Origin of the sequence: Streptomyces sp. NPDC046215 (genome assembly GCF_040646215.1) — a bacterium.
Classification (GTDB): domain Bacteria; phylum Actinomycetota; class Actinomycetes; order Streptomycetales; family Streptomycetaceae; genus Streptomyces; species Streptomyces stramineus.
In genome coordinates, this window is the sequence record NZ_JBEYZW010000127.1 from 1 (window position 1) to 15,847 (window position 15,847).

At 73.6% G+C, this 15,847-nt stretch carries 13 protein-coding genes; 7 read left to right on the top strand and 6 right to left on the bottom strand.

Annotation, left to right across the window (positions count from 1 at the left end):
• Positions 1-259: 259 nt before the first annotated feature.
• Positions 260-1,756 carry an amino acid permease gene (locus ABZ951_RS31830; protein WP_344090987.1) on the top strand — a complete coding sequence of 499 codons (1,497 nt, stop codon included), beginning with the start codon at positions 260-262 and terminating at the stop codon, positions 1,754-1,756.
• 112 nt (positions 1,757-1,868) lie between these two features.
• Positions 1,869-3,368, top strand: a complete 1,500-nt coding sequence (locus ABZ951_RS31835) for a glycosyltransferase family 39 protein (protein ID WP_344090985.1) — start codon at positions 1,869-1,871, stop codon at positions 3,366-3,368.
• A gap of 147 nt (positions 3,369-3,515) precedes the next feature.
• Here ABZ951_RS31835 and ABZ951_RS31840 read toward each other — a convergent pair whose 3' ends face one another.
• Positions 3,516-3,932 carry an NTP pyrophosphohydrolase gene (locus ABZ951_RS31840; protein ID WP_344090983.1) on the bottom strand — a complete coding sequence of 139 codons (417 nt, stop codon included), beginning with the start codon at positions 3,930-3,932 and terminating at the stop codon, positions 3,516-3,518.
• Positions 3,933-4,061: 129 nt separating this feature from the next.
• Between ABZ951_RS31840 and ABZ951_RS31845 the strand changes: the two genes are divergently transcribed.
• Positions 4,062-5,162: a hypothetical protein gene (locus tag ABZ951_RS31845; RefSeq protein WP_344090981.1), complete on the top strand. Its 1,101-nt coding sequence runs from the start codon at positions 4,062-4,064 to the stop codon at positions 5,160-5,162.
• Between the two features lie 204 nt (positions 5,163-5,366).
• Here ABZ951_RS31845 and ABZ951_RS31850 read toward each other — a convergent pair whose 3' ends face one another.
• Genes ABZ951_RS31850 through ABZ951_RS31865 form a run of 4 tightly spaced genes read right to left on the bottom strand, consistent with a single transcriptional unit; the run spans position 5,367 to position 10,437 of the window.
• The gene (locus ABZ951_RS31850; RefSeq protein WP_344090979.1) at positions 5,367-6,449 is read right to left on the bottom strand and encodes an NlpC/P60 family protein; all 1,083 of its coding nucleotides are present in this window, start codon (positions 6,447-6,449) and stop codon (positions 5,367-5,369) included.
• 29 nt (positions 6,450-6,478) lie between these two features.
• Positions 6,479-6,961 (bottom strand): poly-gamma-glutamate biosynthesis protein PgsC/CapC, encoded by a 483-nt coding sequence (locus ABZ951_RS31855; protein ID WP_130881708.1) that lies wholly within the window; start codon positions 6,959-6,961, stop codon positions 6,479-6,481.
• Positions 6,958-8,217: a poly-gamma-glutamate synthase PgsB gene (gene pgsB, locus ABZ951_RS31860; protein ID WP_344090974.1), complete on the bottom strand. Its 1,260-nt coding sequence runs from the start codon at positions 8,215-8,217 to the stop codon at positions 6,958-6,960. The genes ABZ951_RS31855 and pgsB overlap by 4 nt, the downstream gene beginning before the upstream one ends.
• A gap of 3 nt (positions 8,218-8,220) precedes the next feature.
• Positions 8,221-10,437 (bottom strand): HAMP domain-containing protein, encoded by a 2,217-nt coding sequence (locus tag ABZ951_RS31865; RefSeq protein WP_344090972.1) that lies wholly within the window; start codon positions 10,435-10,437, stop codon positions 8,221-8,223.
• 231 nt (positions 10,438-10,668) lie between these two features.
• On the opposite strand from ABZ951_RS31865, the gene ABZ951_RS31870 reads away from it, so the two are divergent.
• Entirely contained in the window at positions 10,669-11,661 is a 993-nt protein-coding gene (locus tag ABZ951_RS31870) for a hypothetical protein (RefSeq protein WP_344090970.1), read from the top strand.
• 48 nt (positions 11,662-11,709) lie between these two features.
• Here the strand turns inward: ABZ951_RS31870 and hemE are convergent, their stop codons facing one another.
• Entirely contained in the window at positions 11,710-12,783 is a 1,074-nt protein-coding gene (gene hemE / locus ABZ951_RS31875) for a uroporphyrinogen decarboxylase (RefSeq protein WP_344090966.1), read from the bottom strand.
• A 91-nt stretch (positions 12,784-12,874) separates the two neighbouring features.
• Here hemE and ABZ951_RS31880 point away from each other — a divergent pair, with 91 nt between their 5' ends.
• The 3 genes from ABZ951_RS31880 to ABZ951_RS31890 all read left to right on the top strand — a co-directional run bounded on the left by ABZ951_RS31880 (position 12,875) and on the right by ABZ951_RS31890 (position 15,802).
• The gene (locus ABZ951_RS31880; protein ID WP_344090964.1) at positions 12,875-13,555 is read left to right on the top strand and encodes a DUF3000 domain-containing protein; all 681 of its coding nucleotides are present in this window, start codon (positions 12,875-12,877) and stop codon (positions 13,553-13,555) included.
• 166 nt (positions 13,556-13,721) lie between these two features.
• The gene (locus ABZ951_RS31885) at positions 13,722-14,384 is read left to right on the top strand and encodes a response regulator transcription factor (RefSeq protein ID WP_116214433.1); all 663 of its coding nucleotides are present in this window, start codon (positions 13,722-13,724) and stop codon (positions 14,382-14,384) included.
• Positions 14,385-14,524: 140 nt separating this feature from the next.
• Positions 14,525-15,802, top strand: coding sequence for an HRDC domain-containing protein (locus ABZ951_RS31890; RefSeq protein WP_361281485.1), 1,278 nt, complete (start codon positions 14,525-14,527; stop codon positions 15,800-15,802).
• Positions 15,803-15,847: the final 45 nt, after the last annotated feature.

The following is a 15,847-nucleotide window of genomic DNA, read 5'->3' on the forward strand; positions in this document are numbered from 1 at the left end:
TTCCTCCTCATGACCGCCTACGCGCTGTCCGTGGACTACGAGGTGTTCCTCGTCGCCCGGATCAGGGAGGAGTACCTCGCCTCCGGCGCCTATCCGGGTGGTCCGACCGGCCCGTTGGCATATGTCCGGTTGCGTCCCATCGGGTGAATCCTGCCGGGGGTGGCCGGTCCCGCCCCGGTACGGGCCTGATGATCGCGGACACTCGCTCAGTTCACGGATGAGCTACGGCCGAGAGCGCGATACAGGTGGAGGTGGGCCGATGAGCACGCAGCAACCCCTCCGGAACAGCCGCGGAAGGCGCGGCATCTTCCGGACCAAGACGGTGGAACAGTCCATCCGGGACACCGAGGAACCGGAGCACGCGCTCAAAAAGTCCCTCACGTCCCTCGACCTGACCGTCTTCGGGGTCGGCGTCGTCATCGGCACCGGCATCTTCGTCCTGACCGGCAAGGTCGCCAAGGAGAACGCCGGCCCCTCGGTGGCCCTGGCCTTCGCCCTCGCGGGCGTCGTCTGCGGGCTCGCCGCCCTCTGCTACGCCGAATTCGCCTCCACCGTGCCGGTGGCCGGCTCCGCGTACACCTTCTCGTACGCCTCCCTGGGCGAGCTGCCGGCCTGGATCATCGGCTGGGACCTCATCCTGGAGCTGGCGCTCGGCTGCGCCGTCGTCGCGGTCGGCTGGTCCGGCTACATCCGCTCGCTGATGGACAACGCCGGCTGGCACCTGCCCGTGGGGCTGGAAGGCACCCACGAGGGCCGCTTCGGCTTCGACATCCTCGCCTGCGCCCTGGTCCTGGTGCTGACCGCGATCCTGGTGGTCGGGATGAAGCTGTCCTCGCGGGTGACGGCCGTCGTCGTCGCCATCAAGGTCACCGTCGTCCTCATCGTGATCGTCGTCGGGGCGTTCTTCATCACCGGCTCCAACTACGACCCCTTCGTCCCCGACTCCGTGGGCACCGCGGCCGGCGGCGGGGTGAAGGCCCCGCTCATCCAGGTGCTCTTCGGCTTCGCCCCCTCGAACTTCGGCGTCATGGGCATCTTCTCGGCCGCCGCCGTCGTCTTCTTCGCCTTCATCGGCTTCGACATCGTCGCCACCGCCGCCGAGGAGACCCGCAACCCCCAGCGCGACGTCCCGCGCGGCATCCTCGGCTCGCTCGCCATCTGCACGGTGCTCTACGTGGCCGTGTCCATCGTCGTCACCGGCATGCAGAAATACAGCGACCTCTCCACGGACGCGCCCCTGGCGGACGCCTTCAAGGCGACCGGGCACCCCTTCTGGGCCGGGCTCATCAGCTTCGGCGCGGCCGTCGGCCTCACCACCGTCTGCATGATCCTGCTGCTCGGGCAGAGCCGGGTGTTCTTCGCGATGAGCCGCGACGGACTGCTGCCCCGGATCTTCTCCCGCGTGCACCCGCGGTTCGGCACGCCCTACCGCTCCACGATCCTGCTCGGCGTCGTCGTCGCCGTCCTCGCCGGCTTCACCTCGATCGACGTCCTCGCCGAGCTCGTCAACATCGGGACGCTCTTCGCGTTCGTCGTCGTCGCCCTCGGCGTCATCATCCTCCGCCGCACCCGCCCCGACCTGCACCGGGCGTTCCGCACCCCGCTCGTGCCCCTGGTGCCCGTGGCGTCCGTCCTGGCCTCGCTGTGGCTGATGCTGAACCTCACCGGGGAGACGTGGCTGCGGTTCGCGGCGTGGATGGTCCTCGGCGTCCTCATCTACTTCGTCTACTCGCGCCGCCACAGCCGGGTGCCCTGACGCGCCACCGCCGGGCGGGCCCGAGCCACGGGCCCGCCCGGCGGCACCCCCCGGAAGAAGCCCCGGGGAGACCGCGGACCGCCGCCCCAGGACGCACCCAAGGTTGACCTGCATGCCCGTCGCACAGCCCGTGGCCGTCCCGGCGGTCGCCCCCCTCCCGCGCGCCCGGCCCGGCTACGAGCCCGCCGCGCCCGGGACCGGCCGCTTCTGGACGCGCCTGCTGCCCGCCCTGGCCGCCCTGGCCCTCCTCACCCGGCTGCCGTCCTTCCTGCGCCCCCTGTGGAACCCCGACGAGGGCTTCCTCGCCACCGAGGCCCGGATGCTCGCCCACGGCGCCGTCCTCTACCGCACCGCCGTCGACCGCAAGCCCCCCGTGCTGCCCTGGCTCTACGAGCTGTGCTTCGCGCTCTTCGGCGACGGGTCGCTGCTGCCCCTCAAAGCCCTCGCGGTCCTCGCCCAGCTCCTGACGGCCGTCCTGCTCGCCTCCCTCGCCCGCCGCCGCTGGGGCGAACGGGCCGGCTGCGTCGCGGGCGCCCTGTACCTGCCGATGTCCATCGCCCTCGCCCCCGAGGACGCCCAGGCGGCCACCTTCGAGGTGTTCATGGTGCCGTGGACCGTGGCGGCCATGTGGTGCGCCGACCGCGGCCGCTGGGGGGCCGCCGGACTCGCCGTCGCCGCCGCGATGCTCACCAAACAGACCGGGGGAGCGGTCCTGGTGCCCGTCCTGCTGCTCCTGTGGACCGCCCGCCGGCGCACCGGCGGCGCCGTCGCCCTCACCCTCGGCCTCGTCCTGCCCGTCGCCGCCGTCGCCTGGCTCACCGGGCCCGGCCGGCTGCTGTTCTGGTCGGTGACCGGTTCCGGGGCGTACGCCTCGGTGGAGGGGTCGGTGCTGCTCGCGATCAGCCGGGCGGCGTCCCACGCGAGCATCCTCGCCGCGGGCTGTGCGGGCGTCCTCGTCCCCCTCGGCTGCCTGGTGCTCTCCCGCCGCCGGGCCGCGCCGCCCGAGCTGTGGCTGTGGCTCGCCGCGTCCGTGGTGGCCGTCGCCACCGGCTTCCACTTCTTCGGCCACTACTACCTCCAGCTCGTCCCGCCCCTCGTCCTGCTGGGCACCTCGGCGCTGTGCGCCCTGCCCCGGCGCGTCGCGCGCACGGCCGCGGGCCTGTCCGTGCTGTCCTGCGGGTACTTCCTGGGCTGGGGGATCACCGGCGAGCCGCCCGAGCTGCCGCACTCCCTGAAGGTCGCGCGCGTGGTCCGCGAGCGCACCGAACCCTCCGCCCGGGTGCTGTTCTGGGGCATGCACCCCGAGCAGTACTGGTTCGCCGACCGCGCACCCGCCAGCCGCTTCCTGACCGCCGGGCTGCTCACCAACTACAGCGGCGGGCGCGGCCCCTCCCGCGTCGGCGAGGGGTACGGCGTGCCCGGCTCCTGGCCCGCCTTCCGCCGTGAGCTCCGCCTGCGCCCGCCCGCGCTGATCGTCGACGATTCGCGGGGCAAGCCGTATGCGCCTTCGCGCGTGGCGTCTTTGAGGGTGATCCTCGACCGGGGGTATGTGCGGGTGGGGGCGGTCGATGGGGCGGTTCTCTATGCGCCGGCCCGGGCGGGCGGGCAGTGAGTGTCTGTCCGGTGGGTCGTGGGGGGTGCACCACCGCTGCGCGGCGGTGTCCTCAAGCTCCCCCAGCTAACGCTGGGAGGTGCCCCCAGACGGGCTGACGTGGCTGAGCTCGGTCGATATCAGCCCGGACGGCTTTAAGGGCGCGCCTTAGGGGAGCAAGGACCGCGGTCCCACCGTCTCCGCGCCCAGGGCCCCGACCCGCTCCCGCAGCTCCCGGTCGGCCGTGACCACCACACAGCGCCGCCCCGGCGCCCGGCCGGACACTTCCGCCACGATCCCGTCGTCGCCGCTGCCGTCCGCCGACACCACCCGCACCCCCGGCACCGGGGCGACGCCCCGCGCCGCGCCCTCCACCACGAGCACGACCTCCGGCGGGCCCGCGAGCGGGGGCTCCAGCGCTCCCGGGGCCACCTGCGGGCCGCCGTCCGCCGCGCGGGCCGCGAGCCGGTCCCGCAGCTTCTCCGCCGCGCCGCGGCGGTCGCGCCACCAGCCGTCGGGCACCGAGCCGACGACATTCGCGGCATCCACGACGAGAAGGGCCAGGGGGTCCGCTGTGCCGGTCATGCCCCCAGCCTCGCACGCCAATTCCCCGCCGAATTCGACGGCACGCACGGTGTTATTGTCGAGGGTCGACAAACGGGGTCCGCGCGACGCGCAATCGAGCCCGACTGCGAGAAAGGCTGGCAGCGAGTCATGGCAGTGCGTACGGCCACCCCGGTCACCGGCTGGCTTCTGCGGGGCGGCGACGGCCGTCTGACGGCCTATGCGCCGACCGAGGGCGGTGTCGCGCGCTGGACCGAGACCCGGCCCGGCGGCCCCGAGTGGACCGGCCCCGAGCTGCTGGACGTGCCCGGCCTGGAGCCGTACCTGTCCATAGCGCAGGACGCCAAGGGGTACGTCTACCTCGTCGGTGTGCGGCAGCGCGCCGTCCAGTCCGACGAGGGCGACCGCTTCGAGACCGAGATCGTCTACGCCACCCAGTTCCAGCCGGGCCGCGCGACGACGAACTGGCGCTCCCTGGGCACGCCCCACGGCTCCGACCGGCAGCGGGCGGAGCAGATCGGCGCCCCCGAGGCCGTCGTGGACGCGGCCGGGCTGCACGTCTTCGTCCGCAACTCCGGTGGCGGGGTGTGCGGGCGGCGCCAGGACGCCCGCGGGATCTGGGGCGCCTGGGCGGATATGAAGGGCAGTCACGTACTCGACGGCCTCTCCGCCGGGTCCACGGCCGACGGGCGCGTCGAACTGCTCGCCCCCGCCGCTGAGTTCGTCCTGCGCTGGCGGCAGGAGCAGCCCGGCGGGCCGCTGCGGCGCGTCCGCAACGTCCCCGCGAAGCCGGCCGCCGGGTCCTCCACCTCGGCCCCCACCGCGGACGACCGCGTCACCCACTTCTGGCGGGAGGACGCCGACTCGACCCTCCACGTCCTGCCCGCGGACGTCCCGCCGGCCGACCCGGAGGCGGCCACCGAGACCGACGTCCTGGGCGTCTCTCTCGGCAGCACCGGCAGCGGGCCCGTCGCCGTGCTGCGCGCGGTCCTCGACGGCCACGCGTGCACGGTCCTGGCCCAGCGGGCCGCGTCCGGCCTGCCCGCGGTCGCCGCGTACCCCTGCGGGGACGAGACGGCCGGGCTGCACTGGTCGGAGACCGGCGAGGAGTTCACGGGGGCGCCGGCCCTCGCCCTGGACGCGCACGGCCGGGTGGTCGTCGCGGTCCTCGGCACGGACGGCCACCTGAGGGTGGCCCGCCAGCGGGGCTCCGAGCCGGGGCTGGCGCTGGGGGCGTGGGAGCGGGTGTAGCCGCTGCCTTTGCCGTTGCCGCCTGCGGCGGCGAGCGCCCTGCGGGCGCGTCCTCAAACGCCGGACGAGCTGCTGTGCCTTGTCCTCAATTGCCGGACGGGCTGCTGTGCCTTGTCCTCAATTGCCGGACGGGCTGAATAGCCCGTCCGGCAATTGAGGACACCGCCGCGCAGCGGTGGTGCACCCCGCTAAGCCCCGGAACGGCTACAGCCTCTTCGCGCTGCGCAGCCCCGTCGCGTAAAAGCCGTTGCCGTCCAGGCGGGCCGTGCCGCCCTTGTCGCCGAACGTCGGGCCGTTGGCCTCCTCGCGGCTGGAGACGAAGCGCGGCTTGCCGTCCGTGTCGAGGCCCAGGTAGATGCCGACGTGGTCGAGACGGTCGCCCGTGCGGCGGTCGATGTCGAAGAACACCAGGTCGCCGGGCTGGAGCTTGTCCGTGGCCTCGGGGCGCTTGCCGGTCAGGCCCAGGATCTCGACGCCGGGGGAGAGCCTGGCCATGCCGTTCGCGGTGCGCGGCAGCCCGTCGCCCTTGACGTCCTTGCCCAGCAGGGGGTAGCGCGCCCGGTAGCCGAAGACGGTGCGGACGTAGCCCGAGCAGTCGACGGCACGCAGCCGCTGCGGATCCGGGCGTTCCACCGTGCCGTCGCGGAAGGTGTAGGGAATTCCGAGGTAGTCGTAGAAATCGGATTGTTCGAGGCGCATGTCCCCGGCCTCGGAACCGTTCGGATTCAGCGGCCCGAACTGGGCGTCACCCGCGTACGCGAGACCCTGCGCGTCCTTTTTCTGCGGGGCCCCCTCCAGGTATTCCATGGAGAAAGCGAGGATGTCCGGGTCCTTGCTGCCGAGGGATTTCCCGAACCACTCCGTGAACCAGCCGGCCTTCTCCGCGCCCTCCTTCCAGGGCTGTGGCAGCAGTCGCACCCAGCTGTCCGTCGTCACCTTCGCCGAGGTGTACTTGGCCTCGGTGAAGGTACGGCTGGGACCGGTGAGGACCGCCGTGCGGGCCCCGTCGGTGAACGTGGCCAGCACCGCGCCGTCCGCCGCGCGCACGACCGTACGGGCCGGGGCGCCCAGCCGCTCGAAGCGGCGCTCCCCGGACGCCGCCGCGGCGCCCGGGGCGGGGGAGCCGCCCCCCACGGCCCGGACCGGCGGCGCGGCGTCCGGCTGCTGCTCGCGCAGCTCCACCGTGAGGTACGCGCTCGCGCCGAGCAGCCCGAGCACCACCAGCGCGTGGACCGCGCGGCGGCGGTCGACGCCCTTCTTCTTCCGGTCCTTCGTCTTTCGGGACATGAGGCTGCGCTCCGTGCGGGTCGGGAGGGTCAGGCGGTGGGCATGAAACCGAGCAGGATGCCGGCGGTCAGGACGACGTAGTTGGCGAGCGACACCGTCCCGGTGGCCAGCAGCGTCGCGCCCCGGGGCTGGCGGACCAGCTGATAGGCGATCAGGCCCGGGACGATGAAGCCGAGCGTCTGGTTGGCGTACATCAGCGGGAACTGCTGCTGGAGGATGACGTAGAGGGTCGCCTGCAGCACCACGCCGGTCAGGACGACGGCGGCGAAGAGCCGCTTGCCGTAGAGGATCACGTACCGCTGGAGCAGCAGCGTCGACAGGTACGTCAGCACGGTGATGCCGACCACCATGGCCGCGCGCTGGAGGTCCTCGACGAGGGTGAGCGCCAGCCAGCCGGGGGTGATCATGCCACCGGGGGAGAGGTTGGTGGTGAGGTAGCAGACCAGGGAGAACAGCAGGCCCAGGGCGATCCCGATGGCGGCGATCTCCGGTGTGAGGACGGCGGGGATCAACGGAATTCTCCTGTGGGCTCTATGTACGTCGGGACATACACCGGGGGCTGCTCCGGCTGGTGTGTCTGCTCCGGCTCGTCCGCCGGCAGTTCGGCCAGCCGCTCCAGGAGCAGCTCGCCCTGGCCGTGGATGTTGCCGATGGCGATGAGCGAGGCGCCCGGGCCGAGCCGGCCCAGGATCTCCGTGGTCAGCTCCCCCGCGTCGCGCTTGTCGCCGCCGAGGTCGACGACGCGGTCGCGCCAGTCGGCGGGGATCGCGTCGTGGGCGCTCTTGGTGGGGTGGCCGATCAGGAAGACCGAGTCGGGCGCGAGGCGCGGGATCAGCTCGCCCATCTGGCCGTTGCGCTCGACGCGGTCGGGCCGGCAGTTGATGAGGACGTGCAGGGGGCGCTCGACGGCGCCGAGGCTCAGCAGCTGCTCGACGTTCATCAGCGTTGACTCGGGGTCGTTGGCCGCGAAGATGTTGGCGAAGCGGAACGGCATGCCCTCGCGGGTGCGGTAGCGCTCCACGGACAGCACGCCCGGGTCCGGCGGGGCGTCGTACATGCCGCGCAGGGCGGTGGCCCGGTCGACGCCGAGGAGGTCGGCGACGGCCAGGGCGATGGCGACGTTCTCCTTGAAGGTGAACCAGCTGAAGCCGCGCAGCTCCGCGTCGCTGACCGTCTCCGGGTCCACGGCGATCAGCCGGCAGTCCCGCTTGGCGGCCTCCTCCTGGAGGATGTGCAGCCGGTCGCGCTCGGCCGTCACGCAGATGCCGCCGTGCGGCATGGACCGGCTCAGCGACCGGGCCACGTCGTCCAGGGTCGGGCCCATCTCCGCGAGGTGGTCCTCGCGGACGTTGCACAGCACGCCGATGGTGGAGCGGATCAGCTTGGTCTGGTTGACCTCCTGCAGGGCCGGCATGACGGCCATGCACTCGATCACCAGGGCGTGCGGGCGGTAGGCGGCGGCGCGCCGCACGATGCCGATCTGCTCGACGACGTTGGCGATGCCGAACTTGCGGTAGACGGGCTCCTCGGTGGCGTCCGGGTGGATGAAGCGCGCGGCGGTACCGGTGGTCTTGGCGACGGTCACCAGCCCGCCGCCGCGCAGCGCGCCCGCGCACAGCCGGGTGATGGAGCTCTTGCCGCGGATGCCGTTGATGAGCACCCGGGACGGGATGAGGTCGAGGTTGGTGAAGTGCCGGCGCTGCTCGATCACCCCGGCGACCAGCACGACGGCGCAGCAGATCACGAGAACCGTGTAGAGGAAGAGCACGGGTCAGTTCCTTCCGGAGGGGCGCGCCAGCTGCTGCCGGATGAGCTCCAGGTTCCGTACGACCGCGCCGACCTCGTCGTGGTGCTGCGGGAACAGGACGGTCTTGCGGTCGCCGCCGGCCAGGGCCTCGGCCCGGTCGGCGAGGCTCCGCAGCGGCCGGATGACGATGATGTGCAGCCAGCCCAGGCAGGCGACGGCCGCGGTCACCCCGAGCAGACCGGCGAACATGGTGTGCCACTGGGCCGTGTACTCGGGCAGCTCCAGCCAGGCGGTCGGCTGTTCGCTGACGACCTGCCAGTCCAGGTCCTTGACGGCGCCCCCGCCGCTGAAGCCGGCGGCCGCCACGATGGCGGAGTCGCTGGAGCGGCGCAGCACGGCCGTCCCGCTGGTCCTCTTGGCGTCCTTGCGGGCGGCGGCGGCCACCTTCTCCAGGTGGGCGCCGGGCAGCTTGGTGAAGGCCCGGAAGCCGTGCGAGCGGTCCGCGGCGATGATCCGGTGCTTCTTGTCGACCAGCCAGACCTTGCCGAGGCCGGGCCGGGTGACCATCGAGATCAGGAACTGCGGGTCGTACTCGCCGACCACCGTGCGGCCCTTGCCGCCGGGGACCGCGGCGTAGGCGGCGACGGCCGGCTCCTTGCCGGAGGTGTTGAGCTGGACGACGGAGTCCGGGTGCGGCTTCTTCCCGCCCGGGTGCCGGGGGGAGTCACCGGCGCGGGAGACGACCTTGCCGTCACCGTCGAGGACGTAGACCGCGCGGTAGCGGGGGTGTTCGCGCAGCGTCGTCCGCAGGACGGCGTCGTCCGCACCCTCCTTGCCGCCGCCCGCGCCGACGATCTCCGCGACGGACGCCACGTCCGCCCAGCCCTCGTTGAGGGCCTTGCGGACGCGGTCGGCCGCGGTGTCGGTGCGGCGCCGCTGGTCCTCGACGAGCTGCCGGGGGACGTCCACCCCGCTGCCGGCCCGGTTCAGGAGCAGCAGGAGCGGGGCGGCCCAGGCGAGCAGCAGGACCCCGCAGACGATGACGGTGCCCCGGGTGCCGAAGCCGCCGCGGGCCCGGCCGGTGCGGGTGGGGCGGCCGCCCAGGCGCTGCTGCCGCAGGCTCTCCAGGGCGGCGCCGATCCGGGCCGGCTCCCGGCCGCGGAATCGTTTCACCGGGCGGTCCAGCTCGCCCCGGCCGAGCCTGCGGCTCTCCAGGTACAGCTGGAGCAGCGGCCGCTGGACGGTACGGATCAGCACCCACGTCACGACGACGGCGAGTACCAGCAGGACGGCCGCCGCCACCAGGCCGAACGCCTGGGTGCGGACGGCGGACGCGTCTTCGGTGACCTTGACCGAGGTGATCACCGACAGGCCTAGGGTGCCGGCCGGGCTGGTCTCCCCGGGGGCGCGGCCGGCGGCCGCGTAGCCGACGGCGGTCCGGCTGTCCTTCTTGGCGTTCTTGGCGGCCTTGCCGACGGCCATGAAGTGGCCGCCCGCGCCCGGGTGGCCGCCCGGCTCGGGCGTCCTGGCGGAGGCGTCGGCCGCGGACTTGGCGGCGCGCTTGGCCCAGGCCGTCCGGGAGACGGACGGGCCGTCACTGGCGAGGACCGTGCCCGCGGAGTCGACGACGAGGAGGGAGCGGTCCTCGCCGGTCGAGATGCCCGGGACGTTCAGGGTGCCGGAGGCGACGAGCAGGCGGGGCCGGTCGCCGCCGCCCAGCGGGGCCGTGACCAGCATCCGGGTCTCGCCGGAGGGGAGCCGTACGAGCCGGGGTACCGGGGCCGCCCCTCCTTGCCCTTCTTGCCCGTTCTGCCCGCTCTTGTCGAGGACCGTGGCGAGGGGGATGTTCTCCCCGCGCGCCGCCAGCAGGCCGCCGGCCGGGTCGATGACCGCGGTGCCGCGCCACTTGCCGTACACCTTGCCGAGCTTGTCCAGGACCGTGTCGGCGGCGACGGGGCGGGGGCCGGAGAAGAGGGCGGCGGCGCGCTGGAGGTCGGTGACGCTCTCGTCCAGCGAGGCCCGCAGCGACAGGGCCCCGTCCTCGGCCACCCGCTGCTGCGAGGTGAGCACCGCGGTGTCGACCCCCGCCCGGTCGTTGCCGCCCAGCACCAGGGCCGTCACGCCCGCCACCGCCAGCAGCAGCCCGAGCAGCGCGGCGATCGGCGGCCGGGCGCCGCCGAGCAGGGGCATGTCGGCGCGGCGGCGCATCTTGCGCCGGCGCGTGCCGCGCGGAGCGGACAAGAGGGATCCTTTCGGCCGCGGCGCGGGTTGCCGGGTCGGCAGGATGCGAGGACGTGTCGGCGGCGCGGGATGGTGGGTCGAGGAGCCGTTGAATCCTAAGCAATAATTAAAGGGTTTCCAAAAACTTGTGGAGACACGCCTTATGTCCGTGCATTCGTCAGGGACTTGACCTAAAGGCCGGTGAGTGCGGTTTTGTGGGCCGGAGTGCGACGACAGGGTATTTTTACGGACATGACGCGCAAGTCGGGCTGGGGTTACGGCACTCGTGCCGCCCTGTCCGCCGTGCTGGCGGTCACGGCGGCGCTGAGCGTGCTCGCCGGCTGCTCGCGCCCCGCCGACCGCCCCCGCCCGGAGAGGCCGGCCGACCGGCACACCGTCGCCACCCACCCGCCCGGCTCCGTGGACCTCGGCCGGTGGATCACCGACTTCACCGACCGCATCACCCCGGAAGGCGCCTACCGCGTCCCTGCCGCGCGCGAGCGCCGGGCCGTCGCCGACGGCGTCCGCGCGTTCCTCGACGGAGACCGGCCACGCGCCGAACGCTCCCTGGCCACGGCCGGCTACACCGTCCGCACCCTCGTCGACCGCGACGGCGGCCGGCGCGTCGCAGAGATCGCCGACGCCACCCGGGACGGCGAGGCGCGGCGCGGCTGGGGCCGGGTCTACGTGGATCTGCGCGGTCCCGCCCGCTGGCAGGTGCAGGTTCCGCACCCCGCCGCCGACCTGCGCACCGAACAGCTCGGCATCGGCCTGCTGCGGGGCACCCCGGGCGGCGTCATGGTGCTGGCGGGCGCCCACCGCAACGCCGGGGGAGGTGACGAGGCCGACGTGGCGCACCGCCGCGACTCCGTCTTCGCCGCGGTCTCCGACGCGCTCGCCGACCGCGAACTCCCGGCCGTCCAGGTGCACGGCTTCGCGGACCAGAGCCTCCCCGACCACGACGTCGTCGTCTCCACGGGCAACGGCAGCGCCGGACTGTCCGCCGCCCGCAGGCTGACGGGCGCGCTGCGCGCCGAGGACCTGAAGGTCTGTGAGGTGTGGGAGCGCTACTGCGGCCGCCTGGAAGGGCGCACCAACGTCGAGGGCGACTACGCGGAGGCGGCCGGGGTGCCCTTCCTGCACGTGGAGCACAACCGCCGGGTGCGGATGGACGACGGCCTCGTGGCCGGGGCGGTGCGGGCGCTGAGCGAGGTCACCCGCCGCTGGGCGGCGGGCCGGGGCTGACGGGCGGCACTTCTTAAGACCGGCCGGGGAGCCCCGCCCCGCGCGGCGTCAGCGGGACGTGCGCTCGTGGACGAACTCCACCAGGCGCGTCAGGGCGTCCGGGTCGGTCGTGGGCAGCACGCCGTGGCCCAGGTTGAAGACGTGGCCTTCCAGGCCCTTCGCCGCGTCCAGTACCTCGCCGGCCTTGGCCCGGACGGCCTCGTGCCCGGCGAAGAGGACGGCCGGGTCCAGGTTGCCCTGGAGGGCCTTGCCGGGGCCGACGCGGCGGGCGGCCTCGTCCATGGGGATGCGCCAGTCGACGCCGACGACGTCCGCGCCGGCCTCGCCCATGAGGCCGAGCAGCTCGCCCGTGCCGACGCCGAAGTGGATGCGCGGCACGCCGTAGCCGGCGACGGCGTCGAAGACCTTGGCGGAGGCGGGCATGACGGAGCGCCGGTAGTCGGCCGGGGCGAGCGCGCCGACCCAGGAGTCGAACAGCTGCACGGCCGAGGCGCCGGCCTCGATCTGCACCTTCAGGAAGGCGGCGGTGATGTCGGCGAGGCGGTCGAGGAGGTCGGCCCACAGCTCGGGGTCGCCGTACATGAGCGCCTTGGTGTGCTCGTGGTTGCGCGAGGGCCCGCCCTCGACCAGGTAGCTGGCCAGGGTGAAGGGGGCGCCGGCGAAGCCGATGAGCGGGGTGGTGCCCAGCTCGGCGGTCAGCATGCGGATCGCCTCGGTCACGTACGGCACGTCGCCGCCGTCGAGCGGGCGCAGCCGCTCCAGGTCGGCGCGGGTGCGGATCGGCTCGGCGACGACGGGGCCGACGCCGGGCTTGATGTCGAGGTCGATGCCGATGGCCTTGAGCGGGACGACGATGTCGCTGAAGAAGATGGCGGCGTCGACGTTGTGCCGGCGGACGGGCTGCAGGGTGATCTCGGTGACGAGCTCGGGCCGCATGCAGGACTCCAGCATCGCGGTGCCCTCGCGGACCTTGCGGTACTCGGGCAGCGAGCGGCCGGCCTGCCGCATGAACCACACCGGTGTGTGCGGCACCGGCTCGCGCCGGCACGCCCGCAGGAACGCCGAATCGTGTGCCGCGGTGCGGCCGGTCTGCTGCTGGCTGGGCTCCGTGCGCTCACTCATGTGCCAAATCTTCGCACGGGCCGAACGAGTGACCCGCCCATGTGGGTGTCCCTACCCGGAACCAGGCCCCCTTCCGCCTAGTCTTCCGGGCATGGCTGCGGCGCAGGGACACCTCTCGGACGGTCCGGACGACGCGGATGGGGAGGGCTCCCCGTCCGTCTTCCGGCAAGCAGTCGCCGGTTTGCAGGGCGTGCGCCTGCGCCCCGAGATCGAGCTCGACGCGACCCCGCCACCCCAGCGGCTGGCCCCCTTCTCCTACGCCCTGGAGGCGGCCGTCGTCGTGGACGACGAGGAGCTCGCCGACGGGCGGCTGATCCTGCTGCACGACCCGGCGGGCCACGAGGCGTGGGGCGGCACGTTCCGCCTGGTCACGCTCGTCCACGCGGATCTGGAGCCGGAGATGGCCGCGGACCCCCTGCTGCCGGAGGTGTGCTGGTCCTGGCTGACGGGCGCGCTGGAGGCCCGCCGGGTGCCGTACGGGGCGCCGAGCGGGACGGTGACGCGGGCCGGGTCGCACTACTTCGGCGGCCTCCAGGAGCGGGAGCCGACGACGCGGATCGAGATCCGGGCGTCGTGGTCGCCGCAGGAGCCGCCCGCCGAGCCGGGCGCCAAGGCCGGTGAGGCGGGCCGGGCCGGCGGCGTTCCGGACACCGCCGCACACCTCGCGGCCTGGTGCGATCTGCTCTGCCAGATCGCCGGACTGCCGCCCGGGACGGCCCCCGACACCGGCGTGGTGACCCTCCCGCAGCGCCGCGATCCCCATAGTCGTTGATCGCTCTACCGTCCTAATTGCCCGAATTGTTACTCATCAATTCGTGATCATTCCCTAAAGCCGGGACGCTTCGCTGCCGAAGAGGCTTGTGACCCTTCCCATACGGATCGCCCCGGCTTATCCCCCCAGAGCCGGCCGTCCACGCCACTCCCCCCATGGAGGCTTGGTGTCCGTTCTCCTCGAGCAACCTGCGAGCCTCGCCTACCGCCCGAACAAACCGACGGCCATGGTCGTCGTCGCCGACCCCCGGGTCCGCTCCACCGTCACCCGCCACTTGTGGGCGCTGGGCGTCAGAGACGTGATCGAGGCGTCGTCCATCGCGGAGGCCCGCCCCCGCGTCGGCAACCCGCGCGACATCTGCGTGGCCGACGTCCACCTCCCCGACGGTTCCGGGCTCACCCTTTTGTCCGAAACCCGTGCCGCGGGCTGGCCCAACGGTCTGGCCCTGTCCGCCGCCGACGACATCGGTGCCGTCCGCAACGCCCTGGCGGGCGGCGTCAAGGGCTACGTCGTCACGGGAACCCGAACCAACCTCGGCCTCCCCGGCCGCCCCGGTGCCGCACCCATCGGCTCCGCCGCCGCGGCCCGGATGCACCGCCGCCCGCCCGGCGCCCCCGGGCACCCGGGCGGCTACCGCGAGCTGTCCGGCCGGGAGGTCGAGGTGCTGCGGCTGGTTGCGGAGGGCCAGTCCAACAAGGCCATCGGCGTCTCGATGGGCCTGTCCGCGCTCACCGTCAAGAGCCACCTCGCCCGGATCGCGCGCAAGCTGGGCACGGGCGATCGGGCCGGCATGGTCGCGGTGGCCCTGCGCACCGGCATCATCCACTGACCGCCCGTGGCCGGCGGGCGGCGCGAGGGAAGACTCCGGCGGGCCGGCAGGGGCCCCCGGAAAGCCCTCCGTAAGGCTTCGCGCCCGTCGACGGGCCGTTCCGTCGACGGGCGCTTGCCATACACAGATACCCTTGACCGGTGACCGACGCCCAAGAGACCGCAGAAGCCACGACACTGCGAACCACCGGGGGCGCTCCCCCGGACGACGTCGATTCGGCGCCGATCCCGTTGCTGGAACCACGCGAAGGCATCCCGCCGGTCGTCGCCGACAGCGATGCCCTGGCCGCGGTCGTCGCGGCGTTCGCGGCGGGCACCGGCCCCGTCGCCGTCGACGCCGAGCGCGCCTCCGGCTACCGCTACGGCCAGCGCGCCTACCTCGTCCAGCTGCGCCGCGAAGGCGCCGGATCCGCGCTGGTCGACCCGGTCGGCTGCCCCGACCTGAGCACTCTCGGTGACGCGATCGCCGACGCCGAATGGGTGCTGCACGCCGCTACCCAGGACCTCCCGTGCCTGCGCGAGATAGGCATGACGCCGTCGCGGCTCTTCGACACGGAGCTCGCGGGACGGCTCGCGGGCTTCGCGCGCGTGGGGCTCGGCGCCATGGTGGAGAACGTCCTCGGCTTCGCCCTGGAGAAGGGCCACTCGGCCGTCGACTGGTCCACCCGGCCGCTGCCGGAGCCCTGGCTGCGCTACGCCGCGCTCGACGTGGAGCTGCTGGTGGACCTGCGCGACGCGCTGGAGGCGGAGCTGGACCGGCAGGGCAAGCTGGAGTGGGCCCGCCAGGAGTTCGCGGCCATCGCCGCCGCCCCGCCGGCCCCGCCCCGCAAGGACCCCTGGCGCCGCACGTCGGGCATGCACAAGGTGCGCCGCCGCCGCCAGATGGCGGTGGTCCGCGAGCTGTGGACCGCCCGGGACCAGATCGCCCAGCGGCGGGACGTCTCGCCGGGCAAGGTCCTCGGCGACGCCGCGATCATCGAGGCCGCGCTGAACGCGCCGGCGAACGCGAGCGCGCTCGCGGCGCTGCCCGGTTACGGGCACCGGATGAGCCGCAAGCAGCTGGAGCAGTGGCAGGCGGCGGTGGACCGGGCCCGGGCGATCCCGGAGCACGAGCTGCCGCAGCCCGGTCAGCCGCTGACGGGCCCGCCGCCGCCGCGCGCGTGGGCGGACAAGGACCCGGTGGCGGCCGCCCGCCTCTCGGCGGCCCGCTCGGCGGTCTCGGCACTGGCCGAGCGGCTCACCATGCCGCAGGAGAACCTGATCGCCCCGGACACGGTGCGCCGCCTGTGCTGGGAGCCGCCGGCGGACCCGACCCCGGAGACGGTGGCCGAGGTCCTGGCGGCCCACGGCGCCCGCCCCTGGCAGATCGAACAGGTGACCCCCCACCTCTTGAAGGCCCTGACGACCCCGGAAGCGTGAGGTTGTCAGATCTGTGGGCCTGTGCCCTGCCGGGGGCAGGGCACA

Coding starts and splice junctions, on each gene's coding strand:
- ABZ951_RS31830 (WP_344090987.1), top strand. CDS start 260: ATGAGCACGCAGCAACCCCTCCGGAACAGCCGCGGAAGGCGCGGCATC.
- ABZ951_RS31835 (WP_344090985.1), top strand. CDS start 1,869: ATGCCCGTCGCACAGCCCGTGGCCGTCCCGGCGGTCGCCCCCCTCCCG.
- ABZ951_RS31840 (WP_344090983.1), bottom strand. CDS start 3,932: ATGACCGGCACAGCGGACCCCCTGGCCCTTCTCGTCGTGGATGCCGCG.
- ABZ951_RS31845 (WP_344090981.1), top strand. CDS start 4,062: ATGGCAGTGCGTACGGCCACCCCGGTCACCGGCTGGCTTCTGCGGGGC.
- ABZ951_RS31850 (WP_344090979.1), bottom strand. CDS start 6,449: ATGTCCCGAAAGACGAAGGACCGGAAGAAGAAGGGCGTCGACCGCCGC.
- ABZ951_RS31870 (WP_344090970.1), top strand. CDS start 10,669: ATGACGCGCAAGTCGGGCTGGGGTTACGGCACTCGTGCCGCCCTGTCC.
- hemE (WP_344090966.1), bottom strand. CDS start 12,783: ATGAGTGAGCGCACGGAGCCCAGCCAGCAGCAGACCGGCCGCACCGCG.
- ABZ951_RS31880 (WP_344090964.1), top strand. CDS start 12,875: ATGGCTGCGGCGCAGGGACACCTCTCGGACGGTCCGGACGACGCGGAT.